Source organism: Alkalinema sp. FACHB-956, assembly GCF_014697025.1.
Classification (GTDB): domain Bacteria; phylum Cyanobacteriota; class Cyanobacteriia; order Leptolyngbyales; family Leptolyngbyaceae; genus Alkalinema.
Map to the genome: position 1 here is coordinate 20,558 of NZ_JACJRC010000033.1, position 21,476 is coordinate 42,033.

Consider the following 21,476-nt stretch of genomic DNA (forward strand, 5'->3'; position numbering starts at 1 on the left):
CCGTCCATTATTGTGACTAAGGAATTAATTTTTAAGTTATGACTGCTTCACCGAACATGCTTGCCAAAACCGATACGGTTATTCATACCGATAACCTGAACATTTACTACGGCGATTTTTTGGCAGTTCGAGATGTTTCGATCGGGATTCCTCACAATGCCATTACCGCGTTTATTGGGCCTTCCGGTTGCGGTAAAAGTACGGTTTTGCGCTGCTTTAATCGTCTCAATGATTTGATCAAAAGCTTCCGACTACGGGGCAGTGTGCAGTACCACGGACAAAACCTCTACGCCCCTGAAGTAGATCCGGTTGAAGTTCGTCGTCGGATTGGCATGGTGTTCCAAAAACCCAATCCCTTCCCGAAGTCCATCTATGACAATATTGCCTTTGGCCCTCGGCTGGTGGGCTACAAGGGCAACATGGATGAACTGGTGGAGCGGTCTTTACGGGGCGCGGCCCTGTGGGATGAGGTCAAGGACAAGCTTAAGGAAAGTGGGACAGCACTCTCCGGGGGGCAACAACAGCGGTTGTGTATTGCCCGGACGATCGCCATGCAGCCGGATGTAATTTTAATGGATGAACCTTGTTCTGCATTGGATCCGATTTCCACCCTGAAGGTCGAGGATCTGCTGCAAGAATTGAAGGAGAAATACACGATCATCATCGTGACTCACAACATGCAGCAGGCATCCCGGTCTTCTGATTACACGGCATTCTTTAATGTCGAGCAAACCCCCAAGGGGCGGACAGGCTACATTGTGGAATACGATCGAACCGAAGTCATTTTCCAAAGTCCCAAGGAGCAATCGACCCAAGCCTATGTGAGCGGTCGATTTGGTTAATTCCGCGAGGGCGGATTGCAGCTAGGATCTCTACATTGGGAAATCTCAGCACCGGGAAATCTCAGCAAAGTGTAATCTTGGCAACTTTTCCCACGGGTGCATCCAATCCACGGTACGATTGAAAGGCTGATTTGTTATAAGGTTTGCTAAACGGCTTATGAAGCGCTATCTGTCTCGCCTACTGGCGCTCGTGTTAGTAGTTGTAATGGGGCTAATGGGTCTGCCGGGGATGGCCGCAGCAGATAGTCTCACGGGGAACTACAAAGAGGATACCTTGGGTGTCATTGAAGTTTTGGTAGAAGCCATTGATGCGACACCAGACAATCCCGATCGCAAAAAATTGGTAGAAGACGCTAAGCAGAAAATTAACGACTTTGCAGCGCGCTACCGTCGGAATGGTTCGGTTGTCAAGCTGAGTTCCTTTACAACGATGCGAACCGCTGTCAATTCCTTGGCCGGCCACTATTCGTCCTATCCGAATCGGCCTGTGCCCGAAAAAATGAAAAATCGCCTCAAGGATGAGTTCCGTCAAGTCAAGATTGCCCTCAATCGAGATGCCTAGGATGGCAGGCTGAGTTGTTCCAGGCTGAGTTTTTTATAGTACAAATGCCTATACAAATACTCAGCGGGACACCTCAATCGTTCAAAGCCTCCATCGTTCAAAGCTTGAAGACATTAGAGCGACAAGGGATTGCTTCCCTGAAATACTGTAAAGAGAATTCGGGGCTACACAATGGTAGAGCCCCATTTTTTTATTCTCTAGATTTTTTATTCTCTAGTTTGTCAAGTCAAATCGGGCCGTTATTTGTGAAATCGGGCCGTTATTTGATCGGGCCATGACGCGATCGCAAATTCTAGGTTCGTCAATTCTAAGTTCGCAAATTCTAGGTTCTATGACCGATGATCCAGTCAGCCTTTTAGAATGGATCAGAGCGATTGTGACGATCGACGAGATCAAGACCGTTGGACTGTAAGAAGAGAACACCCTATGGATTTGGTTGCCCTTCAGGGACTCCTGGATAATGCTTCGTTTGCTGTGCTGTTTGTCACGATGTTGGTTTACTGGGTGGGAGCTGCGTTTCCTGGCATTCCAGTGCTATCAGGGTTGGGAACAACCGGAATGGCGATCGCAAACATCACAATGGCAGCACTCTTAGCTGCCCGCTGGCTAGAAGCTGGTTACTTTCCCCTCAGTAACCTCTACGAATCCCTCTTTTTCCTGGCCTGGGGCATTACCACAATGCACCTGATTGCTGAAAATATGAGCAAAAGTCGTCTCGTTGGCGTAGCGACAGCTCCCGTTGCCATGGGCATTACCGCTTTTGCAGCCTTGTCCCTCTCGGATGATATGCAAGCCTCTGCCCCCTTGGTTCCAGCACTCAAGTCCAACTGGCTCATGATGCACGTTAGCGTCATGATGTTCAGCTATGCCACTTTAATGGTGGGCTCAGTTTTGGCGATCGCGTTTCTATTGGTTACTCGGGGACAAAATATTGAACTACGGGGAAGTTCCGTGGGAACAGGGGCCTATCGCCTCACCCGATCGCAATCTCCGGAGACCCCCGCTGTGGCTAACCCGATCTCTACAGCGTCAGATGGCAGTCAACTCCGGGGCAGCACGGCAGTCCTGGAAGCCCCTTCAACCTCCACCTCTGTGAGTCTGTCGCCCCAGCGTTTGAGCCTTGCAGATACCTTGGATAACATCAGTTATCGCATTATCGGATTGGGCTTCCCATTGCTAACGATCGGGATTATTTCCGGGGCCGTGTGGGCCAATGAAGCTTGGGGATCCTACTGGAGTTGGGATCCCAAAGAAACTTGGGCGTTAATTACCTGGTTGGTCTTTGCGGCCTATCTCCATGCCCGAATCACAAAGGGCTGGCAGGGTCGTCGCCCTGCGTTGTTGGCAGCAATGGGGTTTGTTGTCGTTTGGGTTTGCTACCTCGGTGTTAACTTGCTGGGCAAGGGCTTACATAGTTATGGCTGGTTTCTCTAGTCTGTCGGGGTTCTGGGGAAACTCACCGATCGGAGAATCAATCAATGCACCCGGTGGGCAAGGTTTAACGTCTCATTATGGATAATCGCTTTGTGCCCTTAGAGGAAGATGAGGTTCTGTTTGTCAAAGCAGGCCGCATTTTGATGGAAAATCCAACATTTAAGGTCAGCGAGTTTTTAGATGCTTTGGCGCAGGCGATCAGCGATCGAGAACTAGATTGGTCTGAAGCCCATGAAAGCTGGTTTGCCGATGGGCTGCCCTGTGATGCCATGCGACTGACAGGCTCTGGCTGGCAACGGGGCCGGGTACGAATTCGTCTAGAATTTTCACCGGCTAAACCCCAGGAAAGCTTGCCAGAGCATAGCAGCTCGCGAGAACGTGTCCGCATTCAGGCTCGAACGATGGAATCCGATGACTTGGATGAATTTGACTTGCCTTAACGGTTGACTGGTCTTCAAGATCGTTCAATTACCTCGTTCAATTGCCTCGAATGCCTTGCTAACCTTGCCTTGCTAACCTTGCCTTGCTAACCTTGCCTTGAATAGTGCCATTTCCGCAATCTTCTGCTGATTACACACAACCTTGCGCCTATGGCTCGGCCTCACTGGACAGCCCTCCATGGGCGACTCCACCAAACCCTGCGCGATCGACCGCTCTTGCCCGCTCGATCGCGCATTCTCATTGCGGTTTCCGGTGGTCAGGATTCCTTGGGACTGCTACAACTACTCCTCGATTTACAGGATTTGTGGCAGTGGAGTCTTGCGGTGGCCCACTGTGATCATCGCTGGCGTGCAGATTCCACAGCCAATGCCGATCATGTGGAACAGTTAGCGCAGGAGCGAGGCTTGCCATGTTATCGATCGATCGCTGAAACTCCACCTACCAGCGAAGCCGCAGCGCGTCAGTGGCGTTATGACTGTCTAACCAACATCGCTCAAACCAACGGCTTCACAGTAATTGCCACAGGCCATACCGCCAGCGATCGGGCAGAAACCCTTCTCTATAATCTGTTGCGGGGCAGCGGTACTGATGGGTTACAAGCACTGGCCTGGAGTCGATCGGTCTCAGACACCATACAACTGGTTCGACCGATATTAAACTTTACTCGGCAGGAAACTGCCACGATTTGTGCCAGCTTCCAGTTGCCCGTTTGGGAAGATGTAACCAACCAGGATCTTGCCTACCGCCGTAACCGCATTCGCCAAGAATTAATCCCCTACTTGCAGCAGCATTTTAATCCCCAGACGGAGTTTCACCTCGCCCAAACCGCAGAACTTTTGACAGCGGAAGTGGAATATCTCGAAGCGCTGGCCCGTCAAATCCGTCAGGAAATTCAGTCAGAACGGCCCCATTCCAGCACCGCCCTATTCAACCGCCGTCTTTTACAGAAAACCGCGATCGCACTCCAGCGCCGAGTCATTCGCCAGATTTTGCAAGAAACCCTTCACCATGCCCCCACATTCGCCCATATCGAAAAAATTGTTGCCCTATTAGATGCACCCCAAAAATCCACCACCGATCCCCTTCCCGGTGGCGCGATCGCCTGGGTCGAAGGAGATTGGATCTATCTGGGCCAACCTCTGAGGTAAACTTCCACTGCTGAGGTAACTTGTACTGCTCTGTAACTGCTCCGTACAGGATGAAGCCCTAATGGAGCCCTAGCCACCCATTAGGACGCAGCAAGTTGGGGCTGTTGGAGGCTGGTAAAGACTGCTTGAACTTGAGTCAAAGCCTGCTGCTGTGCGTCTTCCATTTGTTGCATTTGCACCGCAACTTCCGCCATTTCAGCTAATTTATGCCGTAAGCCGTTCAAACTATCCTGCACCGGTTGCAGGAGGGCTTCATACAGGGCGATCTTACCCACCACTTCTCCCAAACTCTGACGCTTATCCGCCAAAGCTTGGTCTTGTTGTTCTAGGTCACGTCGCCGATTGTCAAGCTCGGCTGATTGGCCGGTGAGGATACCCTGCGCTTGGTCGATCGCACTGCGAATTTGTTCAATCTGGGCCTCAACCTTCTGCAATTCATCCGATTGCTGGTGGCGCACTCCCTCAATCTGAGCAAAGACGGGGCCGAGATTGAGCCCACCTTCCTGAGCATAGGGATCCGGCAGCCCTTGCCGACGGGCCAAAATCGACTGGTGCTGGCGGAGAACGCCTTGTTTTTCCCGGAGATTCCGCCGTTGCCCAACTAGCGTTTCGTTCAAGAACTGGTAAGCATCCCGCTCATCCGCCAGTTCAGCCTCCAAGCTCATCCGATCGAACTCACTGACCTGACTGACTTTTGCCTGAAGAGCATCAATTTCCCGCTGTTTAAAGTCCAGTTCTTCTTCCTGACCCCGAACAAATTCAGACGACTTGTCAAAGTCAATTTGCAGGTCATTCACGATGGACTGGAGGTTATCCAGAGGCATTTTCTCCAGAGCATCCACATCCACCTGGTCGCTAATATTAACGCCATCAATCCCCTCGGTCATGCGATAGAGCTGGTGATGGATATCGTCGTGGTGCTGAATTTGGAGTCCCAGCATCTGGGCATATTCTTGCTTGATTTGCAAAGTTGCCTGCTGGAATTTCAGTTCAGACTTGGCTTGTTCTAAAGAACACTCCGACTCGCGCCAGTCACTCCAACGCTGGGCCAGTTCCTGGGATTGCTGATTGAGTTCATTCCGCAGCTGGTCGATCGAGGTGCGATGTTGTTCCAAGATTTGCCAGTGCTGATTCAGCAAGTCTTGATGCTGATTAACCTGGTTTGTTGACTGCTGGGACTGCTCCTGTATCTGCTGAGCAGACATGCGATTTCTAGCAATTTGCTGCAACAGTTGATCAATCTGTTGAGCCTTATCCTCATCGAGAACAGAAGCCCCTTGAAGTTCCTGTTGTCGTTCTTCTAAACGACGCAATTCCCCCCTCAGATGCTCCCAGGCTCCTTCGAGTTCCTGTTTCTGGCGTTCCACCTCTTGGTGGGTTTGCTCAAATTCCGATCGTGACTGCTCAAACTGCTGACGCTGCTGTTCAAGCTGCTCAAAGTCCTCCTCAAGCTGCTCTAACTGTTCCCGACGGGCTTCCATTTCCATTTCCCGTCGATTGAGCTCTTGGCTTTGGTAAGTCAGAGATTGCTTCCACTGTTCAATCTCTTCTTCCTGGGTTTTAAACTTTTCTTGGAGCCGCGAAAAATTCTGTAGAATGCTGACGAGGGGACGTCCAGCCTCCTGAATGCGTTGCACTTGTTTACTGTTTGTCAAATCCACCAGTAGCAGCGTGCCAGCACTGTAACGATTCGCTTCTTCGGCAGCAACGATTTCTTCTCCGTTGACAGCGCTCCAATTTTGCTCTGCGCGTTGGCAAGCCAGCAAGCGCAATTCGGCCTTGCTGCCTCCCATGATCCCGCCCTTCTTCTGAATGACCTCTGCTAGATATAGCACGCCGATAGCCCTCTCCCGTGTCTATGCCCCAGTCCTACAGAATATAACCTTAATCATGCAATCAATCAGGCCGCTTCCATGGGTTTCATGCTAGCAGGCCTGACTTTTCTGCAATGACTTTCTGCAATTTATGTTCTATATCCCATTATGCCCAAGGTTTTGCTGTTTCATCAGTCTAGCTGAATGTCTCTGGCGATCGTTGGAGATTTCGCAAAGGATATCTGAAAATTCGGAAGTCCCCTGACGGGCGATTCCGTTGAGGGCTAGCACGATCGTACCAACGGATAGGGACATTCAGGCTTCACAGTCTTAATTAAGATTCCAGTGAGGCAATCCCCAAGACCCGAGGCACAATAGGGAGAGATAACAAATTCTGCATCCAGCGGGAGATAATTGGGGATCCATGCAGGGTGAGCTGACTGAAATTGATGTTCGCAGTATTCTTCAGTTGATTGAATTGGGGCAACGCACTGGCCAGTTGCTGGTGGAGTCCTACGTCCCTTCTACCCACGGATTGGGTCGATCGTCGAATGGCTCGCCAGAACGATCGTTGGTGGGGCGATCCTGGTATGTCTTTTTCGTCAACGGTCAAATCGTCTATGCGGGCAACCCCAATGTGGGGTTGACACGTTTGCGTGGCTATTTAGGGCGCTATCACGCAGAAGCGGCCCTGGATAGTTTAAGCGTGTCTGCATATTCGATCGTGAATGCACCGGAGTATGGCTGCCTCTGGGCCTTACTTGAAAATCGCACGCTGACGCCGGAGCAAGCCAGAAATATTCTCCAGCGGCTCATTCATGAAACACTCTTTGACCTGCTGAGTTTGCATCAGGGGTACTTTATTTTTGAAATGGCCGCTCCCTTGACCCCTCAGCTCACAACATTAGAGATTAGTCCTCTTCTTACTCAAGTTGTGCAACAAGTTCAAGAATGGAAGCAGTTTTATCCCCATTTGCAGTCTTCGGATCAGTGCCCGGTGATTGTGGATCCTACTTCTCTGCGCAGTGCTCTCCCTCCCGGAACGGTGGCCGCGCTGTTGCGCTACGCTGACGGAGTGACTAGCCTACAGCAGATTGCCCGCAGCCTCAATCGGGATATTCTCACCGTTGCTCGGGCAATTTATCCCTGTGTACAGCGGGGATGGATTCAATTTGCCTATGGTGATTCGCCACTGCCAACTTCAGGGACTAAAAAAGATATTGCTACACCTTTGTCCTCTAACTTCTTGATGAATGCCCAACCGGGCTATTCTCCTAAAATTGCTTGTCTGGACGATGCGACAACGGTACTCCGCACTGTGGAGCATCTGTTGCAACGTCACGGTTATGGGGTTGCCATTCTCTCCAATCCTGTTCAAGCATTGAGTGAATTTTTTGAGCTGAAGCCAGACCTGATCCTGTGTGATATTGCCATGCCTGACTTGGATGGGTATGAAGTTTGTGCCATGCTACGACAATCCACCGCGTTTCGTCAGACCCCCATTATTATGTTGACGGGGCGTGATGGCTTTATCGATCGCGTGCGGGCTCGCATGGCAGGGGCAACGGACTATTTAGCCAAGCCCTTTAGTGAAGATGAACTCATTATGTTGCTGGAAAAGTACGTGGGGATGGGACAACTGGAAATTAACTCGGGGTAATTCGTCATTGACAAATTCTTCATTAGCAATAGGGGGCGTTAACCATGGGGAGAGCTTCAGCGCAGTCCCAACAAAGTCCCAGCGAAGTCCAACAGGTGATGCCGGTAGATGGAAAATTCAGGGTTTTCCCATGAACCTCATTATTATTTCGGCGATTGAGGGTACCTTAATTAATATCTAGGTGGTTTTTCCAAGGAGCGGTAAACTTCCCGCGATCGGTCAGGCCAATTGAGCAGGTAGGGGGTTATGAGTACAGTCTTAGTGGTGGAAGACAGTGTCACTCAACGGGAAATGATTACGGATCTCCTCAAAGGGAGCGGTCTCAGTGTGACGATAGCCTCCGATGGGGTAGAGGCTCTGGAGCAAATCCAGGGGCAATGTCCAGATTTGGTCGTTTTGGATATTGTCATGCCTCGGATGAATGGGTACGAAGTCTGTCGTCGCCTCAAGTCCGATCCCAAGACACAGAATGTTCCTGTGGTGATGTGTTCTTCCAAAGGGGAGGAATTTGACCGCTACTGGGGGATGAAACAAGGGGCTGATGCCTATATCGCCAAACCGTTTCAGCCCACTGAGCTGGTCGGCACTGTGAAGCAGTTGTTACGAGGTTAGGGGTACCCATGGTTGGTAATCCAGATTTTTTAACCGGTCGAGGGCAGGATCAGGCCCCTGAATTTCAGGAATTGGAAAGTCCTGAAGGTGAGTTGCACCTAAGGTTTTTTATTCCCTCAGGGGGGGAGTTTGCCCTGCCAGCCACGGGAATTCGGGAAGTGCTTTCGCCTTCGCCCGATCGTATTACGCCAATTCCCAATGTTTCTCCCCTCCTCCTTGGAACCTTGAACGTGCGGGGCCGAGTGGTGTGGGTAGCAGACCTGGGACAATTTCTGGGAGATCCAGTTCCTTTGAACACCGATCGCCAGGAAATTTCGGTGATTGCGGTAGAAGATCAGGACATCCTCCTTGGTCTCGCAGTCGATCGGGTGGTTGGCATGGAATGGCTGGACGTAGAGCAAGTTCACCCTGCCAGTAACGTCAACGATAGTGTTGCACCGTTTCTGCGGGGAGAATGGCATTTTGAAGAAGGAAAACGATTTCTGCGACTGCTCGATCAAGTCTCAATTCTGCGATCGGCTCGATGGGCAGCTTAAGTTCATCCGCTGTTTCTGCCAATTGGATAGACAAAGCGAGATCAGAGGGTCATTGAAAATTCCTGGCCCAGGGACCGTCTGGCTGAACCCTTAGTAATTTTCTTAAAATGGTATCCCTATGAAAACTTACACGCCTCGCTGGAGGTATCCAGATAAAAAACGATTCAGTTGTTCAAAACTTTAAAAATTCAGTATCCTGAAGTACCCTCGTCCGTTGAGGGAGCAGTCAACAACAACCGTTCAGTCCTGACTCCCGCTTGGGCCTTTCCTGCTTGGGCCTTTAGGTAACACAACTTCAGGTAACACAAGTGGTACACATACTGAGCGTCATCCTAGTCTAACTCTACAACGGAATTCTACGCCTGAGATCAGTAGGTAAACGGCTACAGGAGAAACGTCAAATCAGCGTCAAACTTTTTAACGGCATGGCAAGTAAGCACTGGGAGGAGGCAAATGGCACGCGGCACTGAATTTGCACAGGAATATCAACAGGCGGAAAAAGCCTACATGCAAGGGCGTTACGAAGAGGCGGCTGAGATTGTTGATCGCCTTGTCGTAGATTACCCCCAGGATCCCAGTGCGCGTTTGCTGAAGGGGCACATCTATTGCTATGGCCTTCAGCGCTATGACGTGGCCCAGGATGAATACCAATCGGTCTTGGGAGTCACCTCCGATCCTGAATTTGTGGACTATGCCAATACAGGATTGAACTACGCCCGCCAATGTGCTGCGGAAAGTAATGGCGCAGCAGGGGATGCGGAACCGGATACCGGGTCTCTCAAAACCTATGAGTATGAGGTATCCGGTTGGCAAGAGACTTCTGCCAGCACTGGGGGAGATGACTTTGTATTGGCGGATATGGATTTTGACCTAGACGAAGACTCTGCGCCGCTGCGGCAGGAAGAATCTGCCACATCTTTTCAAGCCAATCCCTTTGATTTCCAACCGAATTCCTTAGATCAGGTGGTTTTGGATACGGCTGATCCGTTTGCCAGTAATCCCTTTGGGGGGGAAGTTGCCAATGCTTCGGCGAATGGATTTTCTCTGGATGAACCACAGGGAACCTTGGATGACTTCGAGATTGCAGAGCCTGCGGATTATCCCCTGATGGATGAACCGCTGCCAGACGCTTTTCGTGAATTTGATCAAGTATTTTCCGAAGACGAGGAGACCGGAAATGCCGGGGTTCCTAGCCAAAACGAACAGGAAGGGAACCGTTCTCCATCCGCCTTTATGACTGGAGGCACGAGTGACTTTGGGATGCCGTTTACGAACCCATCCTACTCAGTGACCGAGGATGCCGATGAAGCCACACTCTTTATGGGGAACAGTACCAGCTTGTCTGGTGGGGATGCGCCCGTGAGAAGCTTTGATGTAGGGGGGAGAGAGCCTGGAAAAACAGCGGAAACCATGGAGATTTCCGATTTTTCCAGCGGGCCTAAGTTTGATAATTCTGCGACTGCCTTCAAGTCCACCTCGAATCCTGCTAGCGGGGGCGTCGATTTCTTAGATGATTTTGAGGATTTTGATGACTTGGGCAACTTAGCTGATTTTGACATGTCCGAAGATTCAGCTGGGTTTACGAGTCCTTCCATGGGAAGTAGCTTTGCGATGTCGGGTGCTGGGATAGCAACAGGCATGCCAGGAGGCAGTAGCTTCGGAGAAACCAGTTCCCTTCGGGATGACGAACTATTTAATTTTTCGAGTACCAGCGAGCAACTGCCTAGTTTTACCCAGTTGGAGCCGCAAAATGTAGAGGTTGCCCCCACCGTAGAGCAGGGTTGGTTGGCTCCCTTAGAAAATGCTCCCCTACAGGCAAAACAGTGGGTCGTCGCCTTGGCCGCGGGGGCCGCCTCAGCCCTGGCTGTCGGAGTCGTCAGTTTTGCGGTGGCTAGCAGTTCAGGGGTTACCACGAACCAAGATGCGGCGGCGCAACAGGCGAATCGCGAAGTGGTATCTCGACTGACGGGGACAGGATGGCTCATGGCCCTGGCGGGATTCGTTGTGGGGGGCGGAACAGCCTACGCTGTGGGTCAACTGAACGCCAAACAAATGCAGCGATCGATTAACGATTTGCGGACGCAATTCGACGCAGTCTGCAATGGCAATCTCAATGCCCGCGCCAGTGTCTATTCAGAAGACGAAATTGGCCAGTTATCCGCCGGGTTCAACCAAATGGCCCGCGTAATTCTGACGACCACCAGTGAAGCCCAACGCAAGGCAGAAGAACAGGAGCAAGCCAAGGAAGATCTGCAACGGCAAGTGATTCGCCTCCTTGATGACGTGGAAGGGGCGGCCCGAGGGGATCTGACGGTTCAAGCGGAGGTGACCGCAGACGTGCTAGGTGCCGTAGCGGACTCCTTTAACCTGACCATTCAAAACCTGCGGGAGATTGTCCAACAGGTGAAATTGGCCGCCCGCCAGGTCAGTAAAGGATCCACCGAAAACGAAATGTTTGCTCGGGGGCTCTCGTCGGATGCGTTGCGCCAAGCGGAAGAATTGGCGGTGACGCTGAATTCCGTCCAGATGATGACGGACTCGATTCAACGGGTGGCCGAAAGTGCGCGGGAAGCGGAGTCTGTGGCCCAACAGGCATCAGCCACCGCACTCAAGGGCGGAGAAGCCGTGGAACGCACGGTATCCGGGATTTTGGAAATCCGAGAAACGGTGGCGGAAACCACCCGCAAGGTGAAGCGCTTGGCCGAATCTTCCCAAGAAATTTCCAAGATTGTGGCGTTGATTTCTCAGATTGCTTCCCGAACCAACTTGCTGGCTTTGAACGCCAGTATCGAAGCGGCGCGGGCGGGTGAAGCGGGACGAGGCTTCGCGATCGTGGCCGATGAAGTCCGACAGTTGGCTGACCGGGCCGCCAAAGCGTCCAAGGAAATTGAACAGATTGTGTTGCAGATTCAGAGTGAAACGGGGTCAGTGATGACTGCCATGGAAGAAGGCACACAACAGGTGATCGAAGGAACCCGCTTGGCTGAACAGGCGAAGCGATCGCTGGATGACATCATTCAGGTATCCAACCGGATTAACACCCTGGTGCAATCCATTACGGCAGACACGGTGGAGCAAACGGAAACCTCACGAGCCGTGGCTCAGGTGATGCAATCGGTGGAATTGACGGCGCAGGAAACCTCCCAAGAGGCCCAGCGCGTGTCAGCTTCCCTGCAAAATCTGGTGGGGGTTGCCCGCGACCTGTTGACCTCAGTGGAACGGTTCCGCGTTGAAACCGTCGATCGCAGCTAATGGTGGGACCGTCAATCTCCCCTTGCCCCAAAAACACTACGCTATAACTTCAATAGCCGTTTGCGATAAAACAGAAGTACCTCTCGGGAAGGCGATCTATTAAATAGGGATATAGCTATGCAGCCTGAACAACAGCAACGAATCATGGGTTACTTTATTGAGGAGGCTAAGGATCACCTCAATACCATTGAGCAGGGTTTGCTGAATCTGCAAAGCACGATCGAAGATCCAGAGATGGCCAACGAAGTGTTTCGAGCCGCTCATTCGGTCAAAGGTGGAGCTGCGATGCTCAATCTGGGTGGGATTCAGAAAATTTCCCATCGCCTGGAAGATTATTTCAAAATCTTAAAGGAAACCCCAGGCATACCCGTTGACCAAAAACTAGAATCCTTGCTGTTACAGGTGTTCGATGCTTTGCAAGGGCTACTGGAACAATTGCAAGGGCCTTTTGGGTTACCGGAGGAAGCTTCTTCCCAGGCGATGGCGGCAGCAGAACCCGTTTTTGGGGAGATTGAAAAACATCTCGCCACTCTCGCCACCTCGGCTAATATTCGACCAGCCACGGCTAAACCCGATGTCACCATGGTGCGGATTTTCCAAGACCATGTGCCGTCCCAATTGCGGGAAATGCTGGAATTCTTTAAGCAAGCGGATAGCCGAAGTGATGGGCGACGGCAGTTGCAAGAACTCTGCGATTCTTTGAAAGCCTTGGGTGAACCCTTTAATTTGACAGGTTGGTGCAATCTCACAGAGACAGCTCGACGCGCGATCGCCTGCCCAGAGAATTCCTGTCGGATCCTAGCTCCCCTCATCATTAAAGAATTAAAACAGGCCCAGGAATTGGTTATCCAAGGCAAGGATGCCACGCTGCAACCCAGTGATCAGTTAGCAAGCCTAGCACCGATCGCCGTAGACCTTACCTCAGGGGTCGTTGCCGATGACTTTTCGGATACCTCCTTTGATGATTTGTTTGGTCAAGCAACGGAGGAAGACTTGTTCGCAACCGGAGGACTGGCGGACTCCGATGAGGCGAATGACTTGAGCTTTATGGAAGACAATTCCTTAGAACTAGGGTTGGAAGCGCTGGATCTGGAGGGGCTGGAGCTTGAGAGCGCCGACACTAGCTTAATGGAATTGGATGAATTCGATTTGAACGACACCCTTCCAACCAATGAATTGAGCAGTTCAGGTCAGACTGTAGCGGTGGAGGATGAATTAGGCTTAGATGACAATGGCCCGGAAATGGGGATGGCGGAGCTTAATTCCCTAGCAGATTTATTTGAAGGGGAAGTGCCAGATCTTGGCTCCACCTGGCAAGAGGAAGAAGTTCTGCTGGAGGCAGGCACGCTGAATTTAGGAGAATCCCCCTCCGCTACGCCAGCCGATGATCGGCTTGATGACTTTTTGCTAGAAGGGGTTACAGGGCCAGCGGATGCCCAAGATGCCGATGACCTAGCAGATTTATTTGGGGGAGATCTGTTGGATGAACTCTCACAATCGTCGGATGTGACTGGAGCAGCAGACGGGGCGATCGGGGATGATTTCAGCCTCACTGAAAATCTCAATGGTTCTCTCGGTTCAGACTTAGACGGGTTGGATTTAAATGACCTCGGACTGGATTTACTCGAGGCTGAAGCCCCATCTAATCCGTCCTACGGAGCGCTGAGCCAGGATGACTTAGGTCTAGATGATGGCTTGGGGTTGGATAGTGAATCCCACGCCTCTTTAGATAATCTAGGCGAGCTCTTCATGGGGCTAGACGAAAATGAATTAGACATTGCTGCCAGCGCATCCGAGGATCTAGCTGAACCGGAAGATCTCTTTGGGATGGGGCTAGAAGACAACTTGGATCAAGATCTGGGAGATTTAGGAGATCTCGAAGATTTGGGAATTCTTACAGATGCTCAGAGTGACAGCTTGGCTCTTGCTTCAACGCCAGGTTTAGATCCAGATTTGGATGCGGTCAATGACTTGTTCAACACTGCAGGCTTAGACGAGGAAACCACCTTAGAAGAAGCGACGTTCCTAGGGGCAGACATTTCATCGGATCTGGACTTGGATTTTGGCGATTTTGGCGATTTTGGGGAAGAAGCCGATGGCCTAGTACTGGATTTAACACCCGAGAATGGGTCTGCTTTTCCGCCGGATGATCTCTTGGGAGACACCCTCCAGCAAGAATCTGATGTTCTTCATCTCAACGACACGGAAGTCTCTCCCGACCTCGATTTATTTGGATCGCTGGAGGGTTTAGATGACCTTCCCAGCAGTGTTATGAGTGATGATCCAACCTTCCTAGATCTGCCAGAAGAGGACAATGAAACTGCCTTTCTGGGGCTAGAGACAGGCGACAGTTCCATCACCGATCTTCAGGCAGATGATGATTTATCCTTCGACTTGGAGTCAGATTTGGATGCGGCTGACCTCACCAATGGAACCGCTTTAGATCTATTTGGCGATGCAGATGGAGCATCCAGCTTTGAGGAATTCTCGTTTGAGACAGAGCTGGCTTTTGAGAGAGAGCTGGGTGAGGAAGGAACTAGTGGATCTTCCATGGGCCTTCTCCCGGATAATCCCTTGGGGGGACTGATCGATCAAGAGAGCCTAGCAGCCCCTGAAACGGATAGCTTTAATGATCTGTTTGGTGATAATGATTTGTTTGGCGATTCCAGTATCGCCAGTGCTGAGGCTGCTGACGCAATGGATATCGAGGCAGACCTGCTCGATTTCAACAGTCTAGATAGCTTCGAGATGGATGAGTTGAGCCCTGACTTGAGCATTGACGGTGCCCAGGGAGAACGCCTGGGAGACCTAGTGCTGGATGAACCAGAGCCGCTGGATGAGGCATCGGCGGATTTGGACGCTATGTTCTCTGAAACTGGCCTAGACTTTGGTGAGACTTCATTCCTAGATCATTTAGACACTGGTTTAGATGACGAACTAGCTAACTTAGAAGCGGCTTCCGATTTCGCCAGCGATGTAGATATTGCCGCAGACACTCATCATTTAGAGGATCTAGATCTGAGTTTAGACGAGCCTTCACCCTGGGATGATGATCTCCTGTCAGAAACAGATTCAGCAGGTTTACTCGCCACAGAGGACATGGGTGATCTCGATAGCATGGACAGTCTAGGCAGCCTCGGCGATCTAGAGGACATGGGTGATCTCGATAGCATGGGCGATCTGGATAGTTTGTTAGGTTCAGAGTTTGGTTCAGAGACAGACCTTGCCATGGAGATACCTGAATCCACGGAAGGTGATGGCCTCGATGACTTTGGCTTATTGATGAATGCTGGGATAGCCGCTGGTGCGGCGGGCTTGGGTGCGGCGGCCTTGCACCAAACGTCTGAATCTGAAAGTCCGGACTTGGCAATGTCGGGGCTGGATGACCTAGACAGTTTTCTAGATCTGGATAATCTGGCAACCAATGACTCCGAATTTCTACTGGAACCCATGGAGGGTTCGGAGGAGGCAGGTGCATTTGCCGATCTAGAGGCACTGTTAGGTTCCACTCCCTTAATTGAATCAACCGCTCTGCCAGGGGAAGCAGCCAACAATCAATTTTCTGATTTAGAAGCGCTGCTCTCGGGCAGTCCTGAGATGGGCGATAATTTGCGGCTGGCAGCGGATCCGGAATTTGATGATCTCGAACGCCTCCTGGAAGATGGTGATAAGTCGCTCCCAAACACTGGGTCGGGGTCGAAAGGGATGACTGCGCCCCCAGCGCGTAGAACGGTGCGATCGAGCAAAGGGTTTAGCGAACAGACCATGCGGGTGCCCGTTAAGCATCTGGATAACCTCAGCAACCTGGTGGGGGAACTGGTGGTTAACCGGAACAGCCTGGAACAGGATCAGGAACGGCTGCGCCAATCCCTGGACAACTTGCTGTACCAAGTTCAGCAACTCAGTGATGTGGGGCAACGGATGCAGGATCTGTATGAGCGATCGCTGCTGGAAAGTTCATTGCTAGCCAGTCGGCAAAGCCGGATGGCGGGCAGTCTTTCCCTGCAACATGCCGCAGCCTCCCCTGAAGCCCAACGGGAAAACCCAGTGGAGTATGATCCCTTGGAAATGGATCGCTTCACGGGATTCCATTCCCTGTCCCAAGAAATGATTGAATTGATTGTTCGAGTACGGGAGTCGGCATCTGACATCGAGTTCATTGTGGATGAAACCGACCAAGTGACTCGCATGTTCCGGCAGGTCACAACCCAGTTACAGGAGGGACTGACCCGTTCTCGAATGGTGCCTTTTGCCCAAACCGCCGATCGACTCCCCAGAGCGGTACGGGACATTGCCGTCAAATGCGGTAAGCAGGCGGAACTCGTGATTGAAGGTCGCGAAACCCTGATTGACAAGATGATTCTGGAGCATCTCTATGATCCGATGACTCACTTAGTCAATAACGCCATTACCCACGGCATCGAAACCGTGGAGGAGCGCCGCCGTTCTGGCAAACCGGAAACTGGGCGCATCTTGATCCGGGCCTTCCACCAAGGGAACCAAACCGTCATTTCGGTGGCCGATGATGGCGCAGGTATTGATGTCGATCGGGTACGCCAAAAGGCGATCGAGAAGGGTTTGATCACCAGCGCTGAAGCGCAAACCATGAGTCGGCTAGATATCTACGATCTCCTGTTCCATCCCGGCTTTAGTACCCGCGATAAAGCCGATGACTTTGCCGGTCGGGGTGTGGGCATGGATGTGGTTCGTACCAGTTTGAGTGAAATTCGAGGTGCGATCAACACGGATTCTGGTTTTGGCAAAGGAACCACCTTTACCATTCGTCTACCGCTGACCCTCAGTATTTCCAAGGCACTCTGCTGCATTAGCGATCGGGCTAGAATTGCCTTCCCCATGGACGGGGTAGAGGATATGTTGGATTTACCCAAGGATCGGATCCAAACGAATAGTGAAGGTCAGGCTTGTATCTCCTGGCGGGATACCTTGCTGCCTCTGCGTCCCCTGACGGAACTCTTGGCGCACAACCGTCATCTCAGCCGAGGTAACGTCTACGGCGGCAACCAAGAAGATGACATGGTGTCTGTGGTTGTGCTGCGCAGTGCAGGCAATTACCTGGCGCTCCAGGTGGATCAAGTGTTAGGGGAACAGGAAATCGTAATCAAACAACTGGAAGGCCCCGTGCCTAAGCCGGTTGGGGTGGCTGGGGCGACGGTTCTGGGGGATGGTCGAATTATGCCGATCGCCGATGTCCTAGAGCTGATTGATCTCTCCATGGGTCGCATCCGACGGGATAGCGGCAGCATGTGGGATCAAAGCGGCCAATCGTCTGCCGAACCCGCAGCGGCCAAGACGGAGCCGATGGTGCTGATCGTGGACGATTCCATCACCGTTCGCGAGTTGTTGTCCATGACGTTCAACAAAGTGGGCTACCGGGTGGAGCAGGCCCGCGATGGGCAGGAAGCTTGGGAAAAACTGCGATCGGGGCTGCCCTGCGACATTGTTTTCTGCGACATCGAGATGCCCCGCATGGACGGTTTAGAATTACTCTCGCGCATCCAGAAGGATCCTGCTTTGAAGCACCTCCCGATCGCGATGCTCACCTCTCGCGGAGCCGATCGGCACCGTCAAATGGCCTCTTCCCTGGGAGCCAGCGGTTACTTTACCAAGCCCTACTTGGAAGAAGCGCTGTTGGACGCAGCCCAACGGATGCTGAAGGGAGAAGTGTTGATGAGCAAAGAATAGCCCTTGGTTCAAGGCTAAAGACCACGCTACTGGCTGAGTCCCAAGTCATTCCCATAAACATCATTTCCATAAACATCTTCAGAGCCCCCGATCGTAGCCTTGGTTAAACATCCGCGATCGGGGGCTATTTTTCCGACCTTACTTACTTGACAATAATTCTTAGTAAGCTTATGCTTAGATCTTGATAATAGTTACTAATAAGCTTGGATTGACTGTCCTAGTTCCCAATCTCATTTGTACATTGCACAGTGATTGTCAGGTTCCTGGGGTACCTATGCCAATCTACCGGTGCAATATCTAATTGATATAGATTGCAGGAATCGCTCATGAAAAATGTCTGAATGATTGAGTTGAACAGGCTTTTAGAAACTATTGGTGAGTTTTTTTGACGTTTCATATTGGTCTAAGTCATGTTGTATTAACCTGTCTTAAATCTGGAATGTCAGTTTTGAGATTCTAATGAGAATTGCATCTTTTTTGGATTTCAGTTTGCTTTATTGATTGCGATAGTCGATCGGGATAGATAGGATTTATGAGCATTACGAGACGCACATTTTTAGCCACAGGGGCTGCTTTTTCTGCGGTTGCCTTCGAGCAAATTCTGCGGAATCAAGCCGGAGAGGCCAAGACCGATCAAGTCGTCAATCTCTACTCTGCACGGCATTACGACACCGATCGATCGATCTACGAGAGCTTTACGCAAAAGACTGGCATTAAGGTCAATTTGATTGAGGCAGACGCGGACAAATTGATCAGTCGCATTCAAAGCGAAGGCGACAAAAGTCCTGCCGATGTGATCATTACCGTGGATGCGGGCCGATTGGTACGGGCGCAGGAAGCTGGCATTTTGCTACCTGTGAAGTCGAAAACCCTGGAAACTGCAATTCCGAAGGAACTGCGGGACGATGCAGGCCACTGGTTCGGCATGGCAAAACGGGCCAGGGTTTTGGTCTATAACCGTGAGAAAGTAAGTGGCGATGAATTGAAGGCAATTAGCTACGAAAGCTTGGCTGATTCCCGATGGAAAGGCCGAGTTGTAACCCGTTCCTCCGGCCATGTGTACAACCAATCCTTGATTGGTTCGATCATTGCCGCCTACGATGAGAAAAAAGCCGAGGAATGGGCCAAGGGGATTGTGACTAACCTGGCCCGTCAACCGGAAGGGAATGATACTGCCCAAATCAAGGCAGTTGCCGCAGGCCAAGGGCATATTACCTTTGTCAATCAGTATTACGTGGCTCGATTGTTTAAGTCCAAAAAGCCCGAAGAACAGGAAATTGCGAGCAAGATTCGCATCGCCTTCCCCAATCAACAAGGGGCTGGGGTGTTGAGTCGCGGAACCCACATCAACATCAGTGGTGCAGCCGTAGTCAAGTCCTCTAAGAACCAAGAAGCAGCCATTAAATTCTTGGAGCATCTAGCCAGTCGCGAAGCTCAGGAGATTTTTGCGAAGAGCAACAACGAGTATCCTGTTCTGCGAGGTGTAGACATGGATGCCGTACTGAAGGACTTTGGTCGCTTTAAGGAAGATAAGCTCAACGCTCAAATTTACGGTAAGAACAATGGCAAAGCGTTAGAGATTGCAAACCGAGTTGGTTGGAAATAAGGCGGTCCCAGGGTACCCAGGAGTCGATCGGCGTGAAAAAATCAAGGACTTAACCTTGACGCTGCAACCCAATCCCGGCAATCGAAGGGAGTTGAGATCGGTTCAATCATCAATGCACACGCTATATCACCTAATGGCGTGTGCATTTTCTTATCCATTTCCTTCGATTTACTGGACTTGGCGCGATCGCGTCATTTGCCAGCTGAGTAAAATCACTGGAACTAAACCGACCACCACAATCGCCAAAGCAGAACCTGCCGCTTCTGCCAATCGTTCATCAGCGGCGAGGTTATAAACCCGAACGGCCAAGGTGTCGAAATTAAATGGCCGAACGATTAGGGTTGCAGGGAGTTCTTTCATCACATCAACAAATACTAGTAGGATCGCGGTTAGCAATCCGCTACGCAAGAGCGGAATATGAACTCGCCAAAGCGTTCCTAGCCATCCTTCCCCAAGACTACGGGCTGCTTCATCCAAGCTGGGCTTGATATTGGTTAAACTGGCTTCGACAGAATTCATGGCCACCGCCAGAAACCGCACAATGTAGGCAAAAATTAAGGCCGTCACCGTCCCGCTAACCAATAAACCTGTGGTGATACTCCAGTGAGTTTCCAACCACGCCCCGATCGCTTGGTCAACTTTGCCCAAGGGCATGAGGATGCCGATTACCACGATCGCGCTAGGGACAGCATAGCCCAGTGATGCCACTTGCGTTGAAACTTGTGTGATCCAGGTGGAATGTAGTCGTTTACCATAGTTCATCACCACAGCAATCGTCATCGCAATCCCTGCGGTCATCAACGACAACCCAAAACTATGCTGGGCATAATCTATAAATTGGCTATCAAAGGCAATCTCGCGATTGATCCAGGTCAGGTGGGCAAGCAAGCCTGCCGGGACCAGGAAACCTAAGGTGAGCGGAACTCCACAGGCGATCCAAGCGAGGAGCGATCGGCCCCAGCCGAGGGAATAGCGCGATAGATCTTGGATACGATTGGCAGTCTGATAATATTTCGCCTGTCCCCGTGACAGACGTTCTAACACAATCAAAACCAGAATAAATCCTAAAAGACAGAGCGCCAGTTGCAACGCAGCCCCCTGCTCCCCCATATCAAACCAGGTACGATAAATCCCCGTTGTAAAGGTTTGTACTGAGAAAAATTCAACGGTGCCGAAATCATTCAGCGTTTCCATTAAGGCTAACGATAACCCCGCAATAATGGCAGGACGGGCCAGGGGAATCGCCACCCGAAAAAAGCTCTGCCAGGGATTACAACCCAGACTACGACTAGCTTCCAAAGTCACTACCGATTGGGTTAGAAAGGCCGATCGAGCGATTAAGTAAACGTAGGGATATAACACTAAGGTCAACATCAAGATTGCCCCAGGCAGTGATCGGACATTGGGAAACCAATAGTCCGCCGCTGATTCCCAGCCAAACAGTTGCCGCAGCTGCGTTTGGATTGGGCCGTAGTAGTCCAGCAATTCTGTGTAGGTATAGGCCAGGATGTAACTCGGCGCAGCTAGGGGGAGTAGCAACGCCCATTCGAACAATCGTCTGCCGGGGAAACGGCACAGGGTGACCAGCCATGCCGTGCCTGTCCCGATCGCCGTGACACCCACGCCCACGCCCACCATCAACCAGAGGGAATTCATCACATAGGTGGGCAAAACGGTAGTCGCCAGATTCTGCCAGACTTCCCCAGAATCAACCCAAAGGCCACCCAGGATTGCCCAGATGGGAGAAGAGAGCACGATCGCCAGACCGACGATCGTGACAATCCATAGCCAATTACCGATACTTTGTCCCCAGAGTGCAATCGAGTTTACTGGAGTCGATCGCGGTTGCATTCCACGCTGCATGAT

At 51.3% G+C, this 21,476-nt stretch carries 13 protein-coding genes; 11 read left to right on the forward strand and 2 right to left on the reverse strand.

Translation table 11 applies throughout. The annotated features are described in order from the left end of the window. Window positions 1-38 precede the first annotated feature (38 nt). From pstB to tilS, 5 genes are all read left to right on the forward strand, one after another. Entirely contained in the window at window positions 39-842 is an 804-nt protein-coding gene (pstB, locus tag H6G21_RS22315; protein WP_190576156.1) for a phosphate ABC transporter ATP-binding protein PstB, read from the forward strand. 157 nt (window positions 843-999) lie between these two features. Then, window positions 1,000-1,404: a photosystem II protein Psb27 gene (psb27, locus tag H6G21_RS22320; protein WP_190576158.1), complete on the forward strand. Its 405-nt coding sequence runs from the start codon at window positions 1,000-1,002 to the stop codon at window positions 1,402-1,404. 426 nt (window positions 1,405-1,830) lie between these two features. Further along, window positions 1,831-2,838: a c-type cytochrome biogenesis protein CcsB gene (gene ccsB, locus H6G21_RS22325; RefSeq protein ID WP_190576160.1), complete on the forward strand. Its 1,008-nt coding sequence runs from the start codon at window positions 1,831-1,833 to the stop codon at window positions 2,836-2,838. A 77-nt stretch (window positions 2,839-2,915) separates the two neighbouring features. After that, on the forward strand, window positions 2,916-3,278 hold the full coding sequence (locus H6G21_RS22330) for a KGK domain-containing protein (protein ID WP_190576162.1): 363 nt from the start codon (window positions 2,916-2,918) through the stop codon (window positions 3,276-3,278). A gap of 150 nt (window positions 3,279-3,428) precedes the next feature. Further along, window positions 3,429-4,427: a tRNA lysidine(34) synthetase TilS gene (tilS, locus tag H6G21_RS22335; RefSeq protein WP_190576171.1), complete on the forward strand. Its 999-nt coding sequence runs from the start codon at window positions 3,429-3,431 to the stop codon at window positions 4,425-4,427. An 80-nt stretch (window positions 4,428-4,507) separates the two neighbouring features. On the opposite strand, the gene hmpF is transcribed toward tilS, so the two are convergent. Beyond that, window positions 4,508-6,262 carry a pilus motility taxis protein HmpF gene (hmpF, locus tag H6G21_RS22340; protein WP_190576173.1) on the reverse strand — a complete coding sequence of 585 codons (1,755 nt, stop codon included), beginning with the start codon at window positions 6,260-6,262 and terminating at the stop codon, window positions 4,508-4,510. A gap of 403 nt (window positions 6,263-6,665) precedes the next feature. Here hmpF and H6G21_RS22345 point away from each other — a divergent pair, with 403 nt between their 5' ends. From H6G21_RS22345 to H6G21_RS22370, 6 genes are all read left to right on the forward strand, one after another. Next, window positions 6,666-7,901, forward strand: coding sequence for a response regulator (locus H6G21_RS22345; protein ID WP_190576175.1), 1,236 nt, complete (start codon window positions 6,666-6,668; stop codon window positions 7,899-7,901). Between the two features lie 246 nt (window positions 7,902-8,147). Continuing rightward, entirely contained in the window at window positions 8,148-8,513 is a 366-nt protein-coding gene (locus H6G21_RS22350) for a response regulator (RefSeq protein WP_190576177.1), read from the forward strand. A gap of 8 nt (window positions 8,514-8,521) precedes the next feature. Then, a complete protein-coding gene (locus H6G21_RS22355; RefSeq protein WP_190576179.1) occupies window positions 8,522-9,049 on the forward strand; it encodes a chemotaxis protein CheW in 528 nt (175 codons plus the stop codon). Between the two features lie 453 nt (window positions 9,050-9,502). After that, window positions 9,503-12,301 (forward strand): methyl-accepting chemotaxis protein, encoded by a 2,799-nt coding sequence (locus H6G21_RS22360; RefSeq protein WP_190576181.1) that lies wholly within the window; start codon window positions 9,503-9,505, stop codon window positions 12,299-12,301. A 117-nt stretch (window positions 12,302-12,418) separates the two neighbouring features. After that, window positions 12,419-18,004 carry a hybrid sensor histidine kinase/response regulator gene (locus tag H6G21_RS22365; protein WP_190576183.1) on the forward strand — a complete coding sequence of 1,862 codons (5,586 nt, stop codon included), beginning with the start codon at window positions 12,419-12,421 and terminating at the stop codon, window positions 18,002-18,004. Between the two features lie 532 nt (window positions 18,005-18,536). Then, entirely contained in the window at window positions 18,537-19,610 is a 1,074-nt protein-coding gene (locus H6G21_RS22370; protein ID WP_190576185.1) for a Fe(3+) ABC transporter substrate-binding protein, read from the forward strand. Between the two features lie 168 nt (window positions 19,611-19,778). Here the strand turns inward: H6G21_RS22370 and H6G21_RS22375 are convergent, their stop codons facing one another. After that, a complete protein-coding gene (locus H6G21_RS22375) occupies window positions 19,779-21,473 on the reverse strand; it encodes an iron ABC transporter permease (RefSeq protein ID WP_242042006.1) in 1,695 nt (564 codons plus the stop codon). Between the last annotated feature and the right edge of the window lie 3 nt (window positions 21,474-21,476).